The organism is Acinetobacter sp. GXMZU3951, assembly GCF_054457875.1.
In genome coordinates, this window is record NZ_JBTLFO010000002.1 from 449,421 (window position 1) to 465,688 (window position 16,268).

General features: G+C 40.7%; 14 protein-coding genes. 8 read left to right on the forward strand and 6 right to left on the reverse strand.

Annotation, left to right across the window (positions count from 1 at the left end; translation table 11 throughout):
• Window positions 1-513: 513 nt before the first annotated feature.
• A complete protein-coding gene (locus ACX17N_RS05240) occupies window positions 514-984 on the forward strand; it encodes a hemerythrin domain-containing protein (protein ID WP_458891502.1) in 471 nt (156 codons plus the stop codon).
• Window positions 985-1,379: 395 nt separating this feature from the next.
• Window positions 1,380-1,940: a M23 family metallopeptidase gene (locus tag ACX17N_RS05245; protein ID WP_458891503.1), complete on the forward strand. Its 561-nt coding sequence runs from the start codon at window positions 1,380-1,382 to the stop codon at window positions 1,938-1,940.
• 58 nt (window positions 1,941-1,998) lie between these two features.
• On the opposite strand, the gene ACX17N_RS05250 is transcribed toward ACX17N_RS05245, so the two are convergent.
• Both ACX17N_RS05250 and ACX17N_RS05255 read right to left on the reverse strand, forming a co-directional pair.
• Window positions 1,999-3,198 (reverse strand): YbfB/YjiJ family MFS transporter, encoded by a 1,200-nt coding sequence (locus ACX17N_RS05250; RefSeq protein WP_458891504.1) that lies wholly within the window; start codon window positions 3,196-3,198, stop codon window positions 1,999-2,001.
• Window positions 3,199-3,306: 108 nt separating this feature from the next.
• Window positions 3,307-3,909 (reverse strand): flavin reductase family protein, encoded by a 603-nt coding sequence (locus ACX17N_RS05255; RefSeq protein ID WP_458891505.1) that lies wholly within the window; start codon window positions 3,907-3,909, stop codon window positions 3,307-3,309.
• Window positions 3,910-4,066: 157 nt separating this feature from the next.
• Between ACX17N_RS05255 and ACX17N_RS05260 the strand changes: the two genes are divergently transcribed.
• The 4 genes from ACX17N_RS05260 (at window position 4,067) to ACX17N_RS05275 (ending at window position 9,798) form a co-directional block, all read left to right on the forward strand.
• Entirely contained in the window at window positions 4,067-5,455 is a 1,389-nt protein-coding gene (locus tag ACX17N_RS05260; RefSeq protein ID WP_458891506.1) for an L-cystine transporter, read from the forward strand.
• A 158-nt stretch (window positions 5,456-5,613) separates the two neighbouring features.
• Entirely contained in the window at window positions 5,614-6,438 is an 825-nt protein-coding gene (locus ACX17N_RS05265) for a PhzF family phenazine biosynthesis protein (protein WP_458891507.1), read from the forward strand.
• 129 nt (window positions 6,439-6,567) lie between these two features.
• Window positions 6,568-9,330, forward strand: a complete 2,763-nt coding sequence (locus ACX17N_RS05270; protein WP_458891508.1) for a M16 family metallopeptidase — start codon at window positions 6,568-6,570, stop codon at window positions 9,328-9,330.
• A gap of 156 nt (window positions 9,331-9,486) precedes the next feature.
• Window positions 9,487-9,798, forward strand: a complete 312-nt coding sequence (locus ACX17N_RS05275) for a hypothetical protein (protein WP_458891509.1) — start codon at window positions 9,487-9,489, stop codon at window positions 9,796-9,798.
• A 50-nt stretch (window positions 9,799-9,848) separates the two neighbouring features.
• On the opposite strand, the gene ACX17N_RS05280 is transcribed toward ACX17N_RS05275, so the two are convergent.
• Entirely contained in the window at window positions 9,849-10,238 is a 390-nt protein-coding gene (locus ACX17N_RS05280; RefSeq protein WP_458891510.1) for a DUF3144 domain-containing protein, read from the reverse strand.
• A gap of 111 nt (window positions 10,239-10,349) precedes the next feature.
• Here ACX17N_RS05280 and ACX17N_RS05285 point away from each other — a divergent pair, with 111 nt between their 5' ends.
• Window positions 10,350-10,982, forward strand: a complete 633-nt coding sequence (locus tag ACX17N_RS05285; protein ID WP_458891511.1) for a hypothetical protein — start codon at window positions 10,350-10,352, stop codon at window positions 10,980-10,982.
• A 7-nt stretch (window positions 10,983-10,989) separates the two neighbouring features.
• Here the strand turns inward: ACX17N_RS05285 and ACX17N_RS05290 are convergent, their stop codons facing one another.
• Together ACX17N_RS05290 and ACX17N_RS05295 are read right to left on the reverse strand one after the other, a co-directional pair.
• Complete coding sequence (locus ACX17N_RS05290; RefSeq protein ID WP_458891512.1) at window positions 10,990-12,450, reverse strand: CYTH and CHAD domain-containing protein; 1,461 nt, start codon at window positions 12,448-12,450, stop codon at window positions 10,990-10,992.
• A gap of 188 nt (window positions 12,451-12,638) precedes the next feature.
• A complete protein-coding gene (locus ACX17N_RS05295) occupies window positions 12,639-14,102 on the reverse strand; it encodes a CYTH domain-containing protein (RefSeq protein ID WP_458891513.1) in 1,464 nt (487 codons plus the stop codon).
• 380 nt (window positions 14,103-14,482) lie between these two features.
• Between ACX17N_RS05295 and ACX17N_RS05300 the strand changes: the two genes are divergently transcribed.
• Window positions 14,483-14,866, forward strand: coding sequence for an Mpo1-like protein (locus tag ACX17N_RS05300; RefSeq protein WP_458891618.1), 384 nt, complete (start codon window positions 14,483-14,485; stop codon window positions 14,864-14,866).
• A gap of 522 nt (window positions 14,867-15,388) precedes the next feature.
• Here ACX17N_RS05300 and gloB read toward each other — a convergent pair.
• Window positions 15,389-16,120, reverse strand: coding sequence for a hydroxyacylglutathione hydrolase (gene gloB / locus ACX17N_RS05305; protein ID WP_458891514.1), 732 nt, complete (start codon window positions 16,118-16,120; stop codon window positions 15,389-15,391).
• Between the last annotated feature and the right edge of the window lie 148 nt (window positions 16,121-16,268).

Sequence of the window (16,268 nt, forward strand, 5' to 3'; positions counted from 1 at the left end):
ATATATAGAATAATCAGAATATCTGTAGTTTTTATTTATCGCTTCTTTTTTGAAAAACTTAATGTCATGTACTTAAAAATTGGGTGATATTCATTCCATTTGGCTGTGAAGATTATTGTATTCATCTAAAGCGCTGGCTCTAGAGTCATGGGCATTTTTTGATTGAGCTTAATAGAACTAGCATTTTATAAACTGTAGTTTTAGGGATAGATCATGCAGTTCTTTTTTGAGCAGGGGACGAAATCTTCTTGTGCAATCGCTTTAAATACAGGGTGAGCGATTTATTCTTTTTAAATTTTTTCTTTTCAATAGCGCCTAAACATTTCGCAAATTGAGCGGTGGTTGCAGCTGTGATTATTGGATTCTTTTATATTAACAATGAACGGCAGTAAAAACACAATTTGAAAAAAATGGTAATGCATTACGCTTAAAAATAAAACAGTTCGGAAACTGATCATTTTATGGAGTATGTTCATAGTAGACGCATACATACGTTCAAGAGGGTTGATCGCAATGACAAGCACCACAATTTTTGAAGCATTAAGACAAAGTCATGATAAGCAGAGAATCTTGTCGCAACAGTTAATTCAAACCTCAGGGGATAGTGAAGAACGGCATGAATTGTTTTATGCATTAAAGAATGAATTGTTTGCACATGCCGTTGCAGAAGATCGATATTTTTATATTCCACTCATGATGACTGATTCAGGACTGAATATTACGCGTCATGCTTTAGCAGAACATCACGCGATGGATGAGCTATTAGAGCAGCTGACAGACTTGGATTTTAGTCATCCGAGTTGGTTATCAATTGCCAAGAAATTATCTGAAATGGTGCATCATCATTTGAAAGAAGAGGAGCATGGTTTTTTTCAGCAAGCGGGAAAAATTTTAGCCGAGCCGCAAAAGACAGCCTTGGCTCAACAATATCTGAAGGAATACCATCACTATTTAAATAAGCAAAAAGATAGTTTGAGCAGTTGATGGGGACATGCATCAGAATCTATCGGCATTTTTCTGCGTGTATTAAAAAAAAAAGGTGTTTTTAACAAATATTTTAAATATATCTTTAACCAAAGTATTGTAAATAAGCTTCGTCTTTGGCAGTATTAGCACAAGATTTAAAGCTGATAGTTCCCTGACTTGTTTTAAATTTTTTAAAGCCTACTTGACTCATTTGTAGGCTTTTTTTTTTCTTTTAAAAAGTTCATGTTCAAATTGATTGCGGCATTCTACCCATCTTTTACCCAATACTAAAACAGGCATTTTTCAGTGCTCATCGTGGGTCTGGCACAAATATAAGATAACCAAAACACCCTATGGAGCGGTGTTGGACATCGTTACAATGAAGCCAATTTGAAAAGACTAGCATCATAAGAATGACCTCCAAATCTCGAATAATAAAATGTGTAACTGCGTTCTTAGTACTCAGTGTTTTACTCTCTGCCTGTAAACCGCCTGCCTCGGGGCAATCGACCAGTTGGCAATATCCTGTTTTACAGTTGCAATTGGCTCGTCAAGATTTGCCGCAGCAACTTCCCATGCCTGTAGAAGGCGTGACGCCTCAGCAAATCAGTGATACTTGGGGTGCAGCCAGAGGCCAAGGGCGAAAACATGAAGGTATTGATATTTTTGCTCAACGCGGAACAGTGGTACTGAGTACAACACAAGGGATAGTGGCAAAAGTGGGGTTAGACAGTTTAGGTGGAAAAGTTGTTTGGGTGGTTGGTCCAGATTTAAGTCGACATTATTATGCGCACCTAGATGCTTATGCCCAGCAAATAGAAGTTGGGGACTGGGTGGAGCAAGGCACCGTGCTGGGTTATGTGGGCAATACCGGTAATGCTCAAAATACTCCGCCACATTTGCATTATGGTATTTATCGGAGTGGGCAAGGGGCGGTGAATCCTTATCCTTTTTTACATGCGCAAGGATTATAGCGACATATTGTATTGCACTGGAATAAACACGCAATCAAATTTAAATGAGTGAGCCGCGTTACTCGGTCATGTGGTTACTATGGAGCTTAGTACTGGCCTGTGGGCGGCTAAACCAAAATAATTGCAGCGTACCCAGTAACAGTACACTTGACGCAATCATAAACTGCTGTGGGTAGGATACTCCAAAATGCTGCAAGCTACTAAAGCTAATCCCTCCAATCAACTGAATGGCGGCAAAACTTAAAGTCGCCATACTCCAGAGTTTTTTATAAGCCAAACCGTACAATTGCAAAATGGTGTAAGACGTCAGGAAAACCACAGCAGGATTGAGCAAACCTGTGAGGAATGAGGATAAGAAGGTAAAAACAGCTGAAAAGCTCAAGACCGCCATTAACACTGCAACGATATAAAGGCTATACAAGACTTTCAGTGCGGCAAAATTACCGAATTTACGCGCTAATATATAGGCACTATATGCCCCGAGCGCACTGCCTAAACCATAGAGTATCCAGTTGAAATTAATCCAGAATAAATTCAACTCCAAGACTTGGCTTAAATAATCAATCCAAAATAAGGAGTGCGGAATATAGGCAAAGGCACTACAAGCGTATGCAATTAGAAGACTGTAATAGATTGGATTGACCTGACCGAAGTGGCTTTGAGTGGTAGCAATAGACTGCAACTGTGTTTGAAACGGACGGACCAGAATCCACAACACAGCACTCATGCTAAAAGCAAAAGCACATAAGATCAGCCAAGCAGTTGATGTCTCAATTTGATCGAGATAAGGCATAAACAGCGTGGCACATAACACCCCTAGGCCAATGCCACTAAAACCAATAAAGTTAATTTTGAAACGGTGCTGTAATTCGCTGCACTGCGCCACCACACTTGGGGACAGAATCATCAACAGTCCGCCACTTATGCCCGAAATAAAACGCCAGACCAAGTACCATGTTTCAGAAAAATGGGTAAAGGCACAGGCCAACAGACTTGCTGAACCGCACAGGGCTGCCCCAAGAATGTAAAACGGCATTTTGGAATTTTGTGGCACTTTCATGGCCCAAAATGCTCCGACCAAATAGCCGAGGAGGTTGGCACTGCCTAGAATGCTGGCAAAATTATGACTCCATGCGTAGGCTTCGCGCGTGGAAGGTAATAATGCTGTATAGGAAAAACGAAGCAGACCAATGCCCAGACACATGCTTAGACAAAGAAAGATGCTCAGTCGTAGTGTGGTAGAGAACGTCCTGTTCATATTATTTGACTTATTGTTTAAAAAATATACTTGAACTATAAGGTGAAAAATATAGAAAGACAATGCTGTACTTTTCATCTTTAGTTCAAGTCGGCAAACACTTCAGTATTAGGGTTTGGGTTGCGCTGATTGAGCCACAACCGCATCGCCAATACTATAGTAATGACCACCAGCGACATGATGAATACTTTTCCATGATGGGTCGGCTTCATGGTAATACCAATGTCCATCGCGAAACACACGATCATCGGCATAAGCTGCAACCACTTTAGCAATAAATAAATCATGCGTTTGCTGATTGTGTGGTTCGGGAATTAATTCGCAAATAAGCCAAGCGGCACAACCTTGCACAAGTGGGAGCTCAAATGGCTCAAGTATGAACAGTGGTGTTTTGCAATGCTCAAGCTTATTCGGGTCGTCGAACTGGCTAATAGAACCCAGTGCTTGTACCAGTTCAAGTTGCTTTAAGGTCGGGACTTGCAGGGCGAAATAACCGGAATGTTCGATAAGTTTACGGGTTTTGGTGCTCTTGTCTAAAACAACGGAGACTTTGGCGGGAACCAACTCTAAGGCACACGCCCAAGCTGCCGTCATAACATTGATCTCATCTTGATGGCGCGCCGATACCAGTACGGTTGGACCATGATTGAGCAGGCGATAGGCTTTAGAAAGTTCTACAGGTTGAATATGTGAAGAAATTGCTGTGGGCATGGTTGTGCAGAATCCTTGGTGGACAAGGTAAATATAATAACGCTGAACACAGCCTGAGTAGTTTAAATTTGAACACTTGGTAGAGAAGAAAAGGTAAAGCCAAAAGTCGAATAGTATTTTGTTTTATAATAAGGGTTATATCATTTAGGGAAAAGACATGAATATGCCCTTAATCATCAATGTCATCATTTTTGTCGCATTGCTGTTCTTATTAAGTCGGACACGGCATACCAACTGGAGTCTTGCCAAAAAAGTGCTTGCTGGCTTGTGTCTAGGTGTTGTATTTGGTTTGCTGTTACACCTTGTATACGGTTCAGGCTCCGCTATTCTTCAGCAGTCAGTGCAATGGTTTAACTTGGTTGGTAAAGGCTACGTCAAACTGTTGCAAATGGTGGTTATGCCACTGGTCTTTGTCTCTATTTTAGGGGCAGTTATTAAACTGCATGATGCAGGTTCGCTCGGTAAAATTAGTTTTATCAGCATTGGAACTTTGCTGGCGACCACTGCGATTGCTGCATTTGTGGGTATTGTGGTGACCAACCTGTTTGGCTTAACAGCAGCAGGGTTGGTACAAGGGACACAGGAAACGGAACGCTTAAATGCCATTCAGACCGATTATGTCGGGCAAGTGACTGACCTAAAAGTGCCTGACTTATTTTTAACCTTCATTCCAACCAACCCTTTTGCAGAACTGACGGGGGCTCATCCGACATCAATCATTAGCGTGGTGATTTTTGCGGTATTCTTGGGAATTGCAGGACTGAATCTGATTAAAGCAGATGCAGAAAAAGGGCAGAAACTCCTCGCAGCGATTGAACTTCTGCAAGCATGGGTCATGAAGTTGGTTCGTTTAATTATGACCTTAACACCGTATGGTGTGTTTGCGTTAATGACCAATATTGTCGCGAATTCTAAATTGGCGGATATTCTCAATTTAGGCGGATTCTTGGTGGCTTCCTATATTGGTCTCGGCATTATGTTTGCCGTGCATGCCTTGATTTTGCTCTTTACGGGTGTTAACCCGATTCAATTCTTTAAAAAGGTTTGGCCAGTGCTGACCTTTGCATTTACCAGTCGTTCTAGTGCGGCCAGTATTCCTTTAAATATTGAAGCGCAAACCCGTCGACTTGGTGTACCAGAATCAATTGCCAGTTTTTCGGCATCTTTTGGTACCACGATTGGTCAAAATGGTTGTGCAGGCTTATATCCTGCCATGTTGGCAGTGATGGTGGCACCAACCGTGGGTATTAATCCACTGGACCCGATTTGGATTTTGACTTTGGTTTGTGTGGTTACGCTCAGTTCTGTTGGTGTTGCGGGTGTGGGTGGCGGAGCAACCTTTGCTGCGTTAATTGTGTTGCCGATGTTGGGTTTACCAGTAACCTTGGTTGCTTTGCTTATTTCAATTGAGCCTTTAATTGATATGGGACGTACAGCACTGAATGTCAATGGTTCAATGACCGCAGGCATGGTCACCAGTCAGGTGTTGGGACAAACCAATAAAGCTGTGTTTGAACAAGAAAATGTCGATTTAACCGAGAACTAAATTCGCTATTTTTAACTTGAAAGCCAATATGTTGAATATTGGCTTTCTTTTTATGCGATATCGAAAAGACTCAAACTGTACCCATAATTGAAATATATTTGTATCTGTTATTTTTGAGCTGAACGGGCAAAATAGCAATCAAACAATGGAGAATCCACATGAAGATGTATCAAGTCGATGCTTTTACACAGGCATTATTTAAGGGAAATCCTGCGGCAGTAATTGTGACTGAACAATGGCTAGATGAAACTCTGATGCAAAATATTGCTTTGGAAAATAACCTGTCGGAAACGGCATTTGTGCGCATGCTTGATGCAGAGAATTATGAAATTCGTTGGTTTGCCCCCACGGCTGAAGTTGATTTTTGTGGGCATGCAACTTTAGCTAGCAGTTTTGTGCTATTTAAAGATTTTACTCCAGCCAAAACGATTCATATCCATGTGAAAAAATTAGGTGTTTTTGTTGTAAGTCAGGCTGATGATGGCAAAATTTGTATGAATTTTCCGATTCGCCGTGCTGAAAAAGTAGAAGAGTATCCAGCGTTATTGAGCCAAGCCCTCAGCAAACCTTTTAAAAATGTCTATTTGAACCAGCAGGCGTACATTGTTGAATATGAAAATGTTCAGGATGTGCTGGATGAGCAACCAAACTTAGAACTGTTAAAGCAGTTGGGTTCTTTACGTACCGCTATTACGGCACAGTGTTCAAGTGTCGATGTTGCCATTACTGCTTCAAATACAGAGTATGATTGTGTGTCACGTTATTTTGCCCCTGCAATAGGCATCAATGAAGACCCTGTTACAGGTTCTATTCATACTGCAATAGCACCGTTGTGGGCAGAACGTTTGGGTAAAAATGAGCTCACAGCTTATCAAGCTTCAGCACGAGGTGGGGCTTTGTACTGTCGTATCTTGGAACAAGACCGTATAGAAATTTCAGGTTATGGCAAACTCTATATGCAGGCAGAGTTGTTCTTAGATTAATTATATTTGAACAAAGCAACACTCAAAACCGAGGGTTGCTTTGCAAAACTTCACTATAAATCCCAATTTTGATTCCGTAAGATAGTCAGCTTATACAATATTTATATGACTGAATATATTGGAATTAACATGTTAATGCGGTTGAAAAAACTTACTTTCTCTCTATTTTTTGTTGGTTTAAGTTCGGCTGCTTGGGCACAGCCTGTTTTAGTCAAATCTGAACATCAGATTGAAGAATATAAATTAGATAATGGTTTTCGGGTCATCTTGGCACCGAATGATAAAGAAAACAAAGTCTATATGAGTACCATTTACCTGACGGGGTCTTTGAATGATCCACAGGGCAAAGGGGGACTAGCGCATTTACTGGAACATTTGGCCTTTAAAGGCACTCAGAATGTGAAGGGGGAAGAGTTTCAGCGTCGGCTCGATCAATATACCTTAATGACCAATGCCAGTACGGATTATTATTCCACCCGTTATATTAATGTTCTACGACCCGATCAAACGGCTTTAAATGAAATTATTCATTTAGAAGCCGAGCGCATGGACAAATTGGTGTTGCAAGAAAAGTTTGTGCCTTCTGAAATTGCTATTGTAAAGCGTGAACGTGAAGTCCGTTTAGATCAGCCATTTTCAGTGTTGATGGATCAAATGTGGAAATCAGCCTACGGTAATCAATACTTGGGACGTTTACCAATTGGCGATTTAAAAGAGTTGCAGTCGATCAAGATGAGCGAACTCAATCAGTTTTATCGTGCTTGGTACGCGCCAAATAATGCAGCGATGGTGATTGCGGGTAAGTTTGATAAAGCGCAAGTATTAAATCAAATTGAGCAAAAATTTAGCCCGATTCCAGCACGCCAAATTCCGGCGCAAGTAAAAGTACCCTTACTGGATGCAACTAAAATTCAGCAGCGCCAGTTTAAAGTGCAAAAAGGCAGTGATTTAGCCAAATTCAATATCTATTTAAATGGGAAAAATGACTCGATTAAACCGGCTTTAGCATTATCACCTTTGCTCTATACGATGCAGCCTAGCGGGCATTTATATCAAGACATGGTGGAAACTGGAACTAGCACCATGGTACAGGCAACAACTTGGTTAGATCGAGATTTCAACTTGGTGTTTATGGGGGCAATTTATGCACCGAACAATGATGCACAGCAAGTTGAACAAGCACTGGATCAAGGTATTGAGCAGAGTAAGGCATTTAACGAAACCGAGTTGAAACGGGTGAAAAGTCTGATTCAAAATCAGGCAGACAGTATTCAAAGTAATTCTGCGGCTTTAGGTTCCCGTATTGCCGATTATTTTGTCGCGAGCCAAGGACGCTGGGATCAGTATTATGTTGATCTGGAAAATATTCAAAAGTTGAGTGTGAATGATGTCAATCAAACCTTGAAACAGTTTTTGGTGAAAGATCATCGTATTTCAGGAGACATTCAGCCGACGCCTGAAGACCAGAAAAAAGCCTTACAGCAGCAACAAACTAAAGCACCGACCAAAACGTTGGATCAGCAAACACAAGCTGTTGAGCCTTTAAAAGATGTCAGTGTCTATCAACAGGAAGTGGCCCAATATGTGGCGACTTCTGCGCAGAATTTAGAGAAAACTGAGCAGAAAATTCAGCGCGGTGCATTAAAGAACGGCTTGAAATATGCCTTTTTCCCTGTGGCAACCAAAGACAATAAAACCTATGCCACAATTAATGTGGATTTTGGTACCGCGCAAGCTTTAATGAATAAAAGTGAAATTATCGATTTCACTGCCTATTTGTTGTTGCGTGCATCGGATCAGTACAGTTTGCAAGATATTGCAGACAAATCAATTGATGCTGGTGGCTCGGCATCGGTGAGTGCCAATGCCAACGGCATGACTGTTCAGATTGTGGCGAAGAAGGAAAAATTTGAAGATTTTTTCAACTACATTGTTGAGGTCATGAAAAATCCGAAATTCGAGCAATCACAATTTGATTTAATTAAATCGCAAACATTATCCAGTTTAAACCGACCATATACCGAACCTGAAACCGTAGCAGCACTCAACATTGCACGATTAATTGAGATCTATGCACCGGGAGATTTGCGTTATCATTTCGAGCCTGAGTTTGCGAAAAAACAATATCAAGCTGCCAGTAATCTACAGGTGAAGCAGTTATATCAACAGTTCTTTGCCATGAATCATGCCCAACTGGCCATTACTGGTGAGTTTGACACGAAAAAAATGCTGCGAAACGTGAAAAAGCAATTCGGTACTTGGAATAGCACGCAACCTTATGAGCAATTAACGTCGACTTATACAGCTTATAAAGCTCAAAAAAAGCATGTTTTATCTGAACAGCGTGAGTTTGGAAGCTATCAGGCACTTTTGACTTTCCCATTGGGTGAAGAACATCCAGATGCCGCAGCCATGCGGGTGTTCAGCTATATTTTAGGTGACTCACAATTGTCTTCACGTTTGGCACAAGAATTACGTGAGAAAAATGCTTTAGTGTATGGCTTTGGCAGTGAAATTCAGTTGGATGACTGGATTGATTCGGGGGCTTTAAGCATTAGCGCAAATTATACTGCGGGCAAGGCCGATCAAGTATCCCAGTCAGTGCATAAAGTTTTGCAGCAATTACTGACACAAGGGGTCACCGAGCAAGAGGTGGAAGCTGCCAAAGCTGACATTATGAAAAATCGTGTCACCGCTTTGGAAGATGAACGCAATATTCATCAAATGCTCACCCCACAGTTGGAACGCAGTCGTGACCTCTTGTTCCGTAAAAAACGTGATCAGGCGATTGCGCAGTTGACCAAAGCCGATGTTGATCGTGTGATTAAAAAGTACATCCATTTGGATCAGTTAGTGGAAGTCATGGCTGATCAATATGGACAATCACAATAAATCTGCTGAACAAACTACTGTATTGAGCTCTTTAAGAAAAGTCACATTTATGTGACTTTTCTTTTTATAACTTGAAGTTAAAATGAACAAATGGTAAAAAATAAGCGAAATCACACTTTATAAATAATACAATTCTGAAGCGGACAGCATTTAAATATGAATCAAATTTTAAAAACCTATAGTGTTCTTTTTCTTCTCTCTTGGTGTGCTATCTCTCATGCTGTGGCAGCAACCGAAACCCGTGTCATCCGTACAGATAATGGTCAGTTGGTTCATATAGGAGATAGCTATATTCAGTTGCTGCAAAACATGGCGCAGCAACCCGTTTCGGTTCGTCATTATGAATGGGAAGAAGGGGACAAGAAATTCACCGCATCTGACTATGTTTATTTACTGGAAAATACCTATTACACCGTGACGGTAGTGGACAATGCCGTAAAGAAAATTGTCTGGGATCGTAAAATTTAAGGCATAAAAAAACCCTTAGTGAAGACTAAGGGTTTTTAGTTACGACTCAATTAATGATCGTGATCATGCTTATTGGCGTGGAATTCTTCATTATGACGGAAGCGTAAATAGTTCTCGAACTGTTCACAGTATTCTTCATAGTTGTCTTCGAGCATCATTTGAAATTGCTGCATGACATAAGACATGACTTGGTCTTTAGCCTCACGCATTTCATTGCCATCTTTAAAATTATTTGCTGCGACCCAAGTATTAAAACGAGCCGTTGCAAAAAGCATCGATGCACTCACTTGCCCACGAATTTCATTTGGCTTGACTTGTTGTCCTTTGACTGGACGGCAAAATTCATTGGCTTGTTTAATAAACTCATCGGCACGTTCAAAAAAAGCAGCATTCAAAGCTTCTTCTTCGGTGACATCGGTAGCGTCAATCTTTTGAACCATGACTGTTCCTAGCAAAAAATTTCATTCCGCATTATAGGCAAAGCCTTGCAGAAACAAAACCTTTGACTTAATCTAAAAATAGCCTAAGCATTATAATAACGGGAATACTTTATGTCAGATGCTATTGCAATTCAAAACCTTAAGCATGATATATCACTGTTGCGTCAACAAATTTGGCCACCACAAGATTTAGCCAATGTTGAAGGTTTACCGATTTATTATGGGTCGGAGCAAGAGGTCGCGCACTATTATCAACAATGGCAAGATTTAATTGAGCGGGCGCAACTTCTAAGCCAACCTTTTTTAACGGACGAGCCAGTGGATGCCATTCACTTACCCAGTCATTTAAATTTGCCGCTGTTCTATTTTCATGTCGACCGGATTCGGATTAATAAAACGCGCGCCAAAGAATCGAAAACCTTTAGAGGGATTGCCAGTTTGTTAGACAAATGCGGACAATTTCCTGTGGAGCAAGTCGCTGCGATGCAAGCTTGGCTGAATAGTGACGAGCAGGCGGCGTTGGTTGCGCATCGTGAATTTATTGATTTAAGAACTTATGTATTTCAGCACGGGCAAACTGAATATACGCGGACTCGATTTTATGTAAATGGCATTGTGTTAAGCACCGAAGCACATTTTAAATTGGTCGATGCACGTGAAAAACCACGCAAACAGCGGAGCGATAGCTATAGTGATCCTTTGGCAGATAACCAAGTCTGGAAAGTTTTTGGCAAATATCGCTGAAGGCTGTCTATTTCCAGAACGGTTTAATTTTCCGAAAGGCTTTCAGTTGTTTGTCTATATGTTTGAGTTGTTGCTTTTCTTGTTGGTTGAGCCACTGCATAGCACAAGCCACATCTTCATTTTGTGGAATTTCCTGCATAAATTGTTCAGCCACCAGCAAATCGTTATATTGACCTAACAGTTCCTGAATTGGTTTGATGGCTTTTAAATAGTGTTTAACGGCTTTGGGCTTATATAAGCTACGGACAAACTCAATGTTATAGCGTAAATGTTTAAAGCGTTTACGTAGTTGATGCTTGTCCTCATCCTCCAATTGAGAAAAATGTCCGATTTCATCTGCAATGCGCTGATGGGTTTTCTTTAATTGCTTTTCAGCATAATGTTTAAAGGTTTTTTTCTTTTTGTTTTTCGGGTTGACCGGAGACGTAACGTAATTCATTAAATCTAAAATCAGCAAATTGGTTTCGGTTGACTGAAAAATTTGCGTGACCTGAGTGTGATAGGCGCTTTCATCAGGAAAGTTAAGATGCGAGCAGCCCACTTGTTGTAATTGCGGCAGCAGGCTTTCTCGGATTGCATCGGCATCACGAGCATAACCCAAGGCTTGAAAGATCACGCGTAACTGCGCAGCCCAATGCGGTGAAATTTCATGCGTCAACGTGCTATAGCTTTTTAAGGCACTGCGCATGCGTCGTATCGCAACACGAGCCTGATGAATATGTTCACTGCTGAACGTCCCACATGCTAAAGCGGTGGCATTGGGTAACAGCTGCTTAAAGGTGTTATTCACAATCTGTTGGATTGCTTCATTGGCAGACATGGCGCTATCCAGCACAATAGGCTCAGCATTTTGTGGCGGCAATAGATCTTGCTGTTGAACATGTAAATCTGCACGTTGCGATTTGCTGCGAGTGTCTAACCAAAGCTGATACTTTTTCATCCAAGGTTCTATACAGCGAATTAAATCGTGGATGGAGCCTTGTACCAATTCAAATTCAATCTCGAATATGGGGAGTTTTTCCTGCTCAAAAACGAGATGGCCAATGTCTAGACAGACTTCAATTTCAGACTGATTAAACAGCAGAATTTTGGACATGCGTTTTACATCGGTAGAAAACTTAATTTTAAAATTTTGTGCCGCATCTGTAGAAGTGAGAAATTCAGGAAGCTCGTCAATGTGATCTTGATAGACGGTTAAATCAAGTTGAGGGCGTTTCTTTTTACCCAAATCTGTTTCGAACTCAAAACGCTCAATATGCTGTTCGGTTTTGTATTTCAGGGTTTGAATCCAATGCCCTTGTTCTAAACGTAGTCTTAAGGCAATAGATTTTTGTGCCAGTAAAAATTCAGGTGTGTCGTAATAATGGGCGAGTAAGCGTTGCTTATAGACTTTGGATGCACAAAAGTCTTGATAAATCATGTCCTGAAATGCTGTCGGGATCTGAAATTTAAGTTCAATTTCTGACATGCTCTAGCCCTCGTGCTGATTTTTAAAATTATTTTAAGGTCGCTAAAATTCTATCTTGGCTAAACTTGGACTATAAGTCCAGCAAAAATTATGGTGTTTTTTTAAGCTTATTTTTTGAGAATTCTTCCCCCCATCAAGCCAGTTGTCAAAATGGTCTTGTGGGGGAGTCATGAAATGGATTACAGGATTTAAAATTTCAGGAATTTTCGGCTGACCATAAACTGTTCGGTCGCATCTAGCAAGGCTTGGGCATATACTTCCTGCTTGGCAGTGAGCCAACCTAAGACAAACCAGTCACTGGCTTCGAGTTCAGTTTGTTGAATATAGGCCGCAGATGAGCTGAGCGTTAGGTACTCTTCAGCAGCGAGATGCGCTTCATTCAGTGCCTTACTGTATTTTTGAAGGTTTTTCACATCATAGATTGAGGTCAGAATTGGAAAGCTAAATTTTAATTCGCGAATACGCTGCGAAAGCTGTTCCAACGTTTCAAATTGCGTCACATCAGCCAGTGCAAGCTGCTCATGAATCTGTTTGTATTGTTGCTGTAAGGTATTCTGTGCATAAGCTTTTAAATCCAGCTCCTGACCTTCTTTTGCTGGCGCTAGGCTAAACATCAGCAATTCCAGAAAATGATGTACATTTTGTGTCGAGCGAACCAAATTATTCAGCTTTTCTTGAGCATACAAAATGTCTTTGGTCAGACTGGCGGCCGTGGTCGGATTTTGGAGTAATGCACCCAAGGTGGTTTGCATGTGCTCAAGTTGTTGTAAGTTCTCAAAGTGATGTTTGAACGCAGCAAGTTGATGTGCCCATTTATCCGAGACATCCTTGCTCCAGTCTTTAAACAGTGCAACGGTTAAATACAAATGATCAAGTGCAATATAGGCTTGCTGTTGATGTCCTGCTTCTGCAACGCCTGCTGAAATTGCAGCAATATTGGGTAATAAATGCTGCAGCTCTTGAGCGACCAGTAAACGAATATTACAGTCTGCACTGTCTTTCTTTTGCAACTGGAATGCTTTGGCATATTGGGCAGGGCTGACCAGCTGTTGCGTTGAGAGCAAATGTCCCATTTCTGCTTTGCTGCGCACATCTAACCACAAGTGATATTTTTTTACCCATTCGAAACTAAAAGCGAGTAAGGATTGAATTGAACCTTGCTTTAACTCAAATTCAACTTCGTGTACCTCACGTTCTTCAGTTGTTGTTGCGAGACGACCAATATCTAGACTGACTTCAATTTCGGCATCTTCAAAACTAATCACGCGATAGGTGCGCTGAATATCGGATTCAAATTGTAATTTTAATCCATCAAGCTGATCACCCAATGCTTGTTGCAAGATTGCCAACGCCTCAGGGGAGTTTTGATAAATACTCAAATCCAACTCAGGGGCTGGATCTGTTACAGCAAATTCATGGTTATGTTCAAAGCGATGCAGATGGCTTTTACCTGCCGCTTTTAAGGTTTGAACCCATTGCTCACCTTCACGTCTAAGACGCAACGCAGCCCCATGTTGTGACAATAATTTATCAGGCGTATCAAAATACTTGGCTTGAAGGTGGATTTGACTAGATTTCTTTGGGTCTAAGGCTTTAAGCAGTGCTGTTCTTCTTGGTGCTGGAATTTGAAATTTTAATTCAACTTCAATCATAATTTTGCCTTAGACAGTTATAGAGAAAAAGGGTTGTTTGCGATGATGCTGCATAGCAGAACAACCTAAAGCATAAATTCTAGCGGAAAAAGCCTGAGCTGTACGCTGCCAGAAGTGATTTTATCGGCAGTTAACACATTTTTACGTCAAATACAGGGCAATGTGCAGCGCTCACAAAAAATCTTCAGATGTGTGATTAAAATCATAAAGGGATGTTTTGGTTGCTTAGTCCGACCAAAACTCAACCTTGAAAAGTCATTTTTTGCCAATTTAAATGCTTGAACATGAGCAGAAATGTAATTGATCAATTCCACTGAAAAACCAATGATAATTGAGCGAAATACGATTTAAGAATGAATAACTATCAGGAAGATACAAAGATGAATGCCATCGTAGAGCCACAGCACAGTATAGAACAGGTGCAGACGCCCCAATTACCGATTCGAAACTATCAGGAGTTTTATCGTTTTTATTTAACTGAACACCGCAATATCACCAGTCGTCGTTTGCATGTCTTGGGCAGTAGCATTGGAGCATATTGGATTGCCAAAGCAATTCGTCAGCGTAAACCGAAGTATGTGCTATACGGTTTAGTTCCAGGCTATGCATGTGCTTGGGTGGGTCATTTTCTATTTGAAAAGAATAAACCCGCGTCATTCAAGCAGCCTTTATACAGCTTTATTTCTGACTGGCGTATGCTGACTGATATTGCACGAGGTAACCTGAGCTTAAAGTCTCGTTCCTTAGATAAAATTCCAAGCTAATCGCTCATTTCATTAAAGTACATTTGTCTATTAATATTGATTAGGTCAGGTGGATATAAGATTATGTTATTTTTGAACTTTATTTGGTCATGAAGGTTTATTTTTCATGTTAATTTTAAAAAGTAACTAGCCGATCCGAAACTTCTACTGTAGTATGGCTCTCGGATTTTATCGTGTCTTGTTCTGCTTTAGATAAAACAAGTTTCCAATGCCTAGAGTGACCTTTCTCTGGGCTTTTTTTATTGCGGTATAAACATAAATTAAAGCACTTGTTGTGGTGTTGGTTGCTTAAAAATAGGGATGCTTGAATTGAAAGACTCTCTAATTTTTTGCCCACATTGCCCTTGTGGTTAGCGCAAAAAATTAGAGAGTCATGTTTATTTTCTGTTTTTGTTATTCTTATTGAAAATAAACAAAATCTTTCGGTTTATCGTTGTATTTTATTGCTTTTATGACTGTATTAAACCGTGAATTTGGATCTTGCTCTATCCCCAGAAATGGTGATTTTTGTTATGCCGTACATTAAAAATTATCCTTAAGCTCACGTAAGCGTTGAAATTCCGCCACACTGTCTGCTCTTAAAAAAGGATTGGTTTCTAGTTCCAGTGCAATTGTACTCGGCAGTGTAGGCTGACCCAGCATGCGTAATGCTTCCACATGTTCAAAGCGTTGCTGAATTTCAAGATTATCGGGTTCAACATGCAGCGCAAACTTTGCATTTGAAAGGGTATATTCATGGGTGCAATACACTTGTGTTCTGGGTGGTAGGGCAGCCAAGCGATTGAGCGAGTGATACATCTGTTCATAAGTGCCTTCAAATACTCGACCACACCCCATCGCAAACAGCGTATCTCCGCAAAAGACCAGATCCAATTCATCACTAAAATACACAATATGACCCAAGGTGTGTCCCGGTACCGCAATCACATCAATTTTTAAATGATGAAAATTGAAATGATCACCATCGCTAAGTGGATGAGTAATAAAAGGGATTTTACTCAGTTCTTCGCGTGGTCCATAAACAGCAATATTACGATTGGCCAAAAGTTCTTGTACCCCACCAATATGATCTTTATGCCAATGGGTGAGCCAGATTTGTGTGAGATGAAGTTGATGGTCTTTGCAGTAGTCCTCCACCAATTGAGCTTCGGTCGGGTCAACCGCAATGACCTCATGTGTATCTTTATGTTCGAGTAACCAAATATAGTTTTGTAATTGGTTTTTGACATCAATGATATGGACTTGATACGACATGTTCTGCGCTCTTGCTATCTTTTGTTGCAGTGTAGCATTGCTCATGCTGCTTTCTCTATGCGTATAGGGTAATTGACGGCTTTGCTGGAAATGCCAATAAAAAAAGCCGCATCATTTGATACGGCTTTTATGACAAAGACGACAAGCT

Bases quoted from the DNA above. Each gene is read 5' to 3' on its own strand.
- ACX17N_RS05265 (WP_458891507.1), top strand. From the start codon at position 5,614: ATGAAGATGTATCAAGTCGATGCTTTTACACAGGCATTATTTAAGGGA.
- ACX17N_RS05275 (WP_458891509.1), top strand. From the start codon at position 9,487: ATGAATCAAATTTTAAAAACCTATAGTGTTCTTTTTCTTCTCTCTTGG.
- ACX17N_RS05285 (WP_458891511.1), top strand. From the start codon at position 10,350: ATGTCAGATGCTATTGCAATTCAAAACCTTAAGCATGATATATCACTG.
- ACX17N_RS05270 (WP_458891508.1), top strand. From the start codon at position 6,568: ATGTTAATGCGGTTGAAAAAACTTACTTTCTCTCTATTTTTTGTTGGT.
- ACX17N_RS05240 (WP_458891502.1), top strand. From the start codon at position 514: ATGACAAGCACCACAATTTTTGAAGCATTAAGACAAAGTCATGATAAG.
- gloB (WP_458891514.1), bottom strand. From the start codon at position 16,120: ATGTCGTATCAAGTCCATATCATTGATGTCAAAAACCAATTACAAAAC.
- ACX17N_RS05250 (WP_458891504.1), bottom strand. From the start codon at position 3,198: ATGAACAGGACGTTCTCTACCACACTACGACTGAGCATCTTTCTTTGT.
- ACX17N_RS05290 (WP_458891512.1), bottom strand. From the start codon at position 12,450: ATGTCAGAAATTGAACTTAAATTTCAGATCCCGACAGCATTTCAGGAC.
- ACX17N_RS05260 (WP_458891506.1), top strand. From the start codon at position 4,067: ATGAATATGCCCTTAATCATCAATGTCATCATTTTTGTCGCATTGCTG.
- ACX17N_RS05255 (WP_458891505.1), bottom strand. From the start codon at position 3,909: ATGCCCACAGCAATTTCTTCACATATTCAACCTGTAGAACTTTCTAAA.
- ACX17N_RS05245 (WP_458891503.1), top strand. From the start codon at position 1,380: ATGACCTCCAAATCTCGAATAATAAAATGTGTAACTGCGTTCTTAGTA.
- ACX17N_RS05280 (WP_458891510.1), bottom strand. From the start codon at position 10,238: ATGGTTCAAAAGATTGACGCTACCGATGTCACCGAAGAAGAAGCTTTG.
- ACX17N_RS05300 (WP_458891618.1), top strand. From the start codon at position 14,483: ATGAATGCCATCGTAGAGCCACAGCACAGTATAGAACAGGTGCAGACG.
- ACX17N_RS05295 (WP_458891513.1), bottom strand. From the start codon at position 14,102: ATGATTGAAGTTGAATTAAAATTTCAAATTCCAGCACCAAGAAGAACA.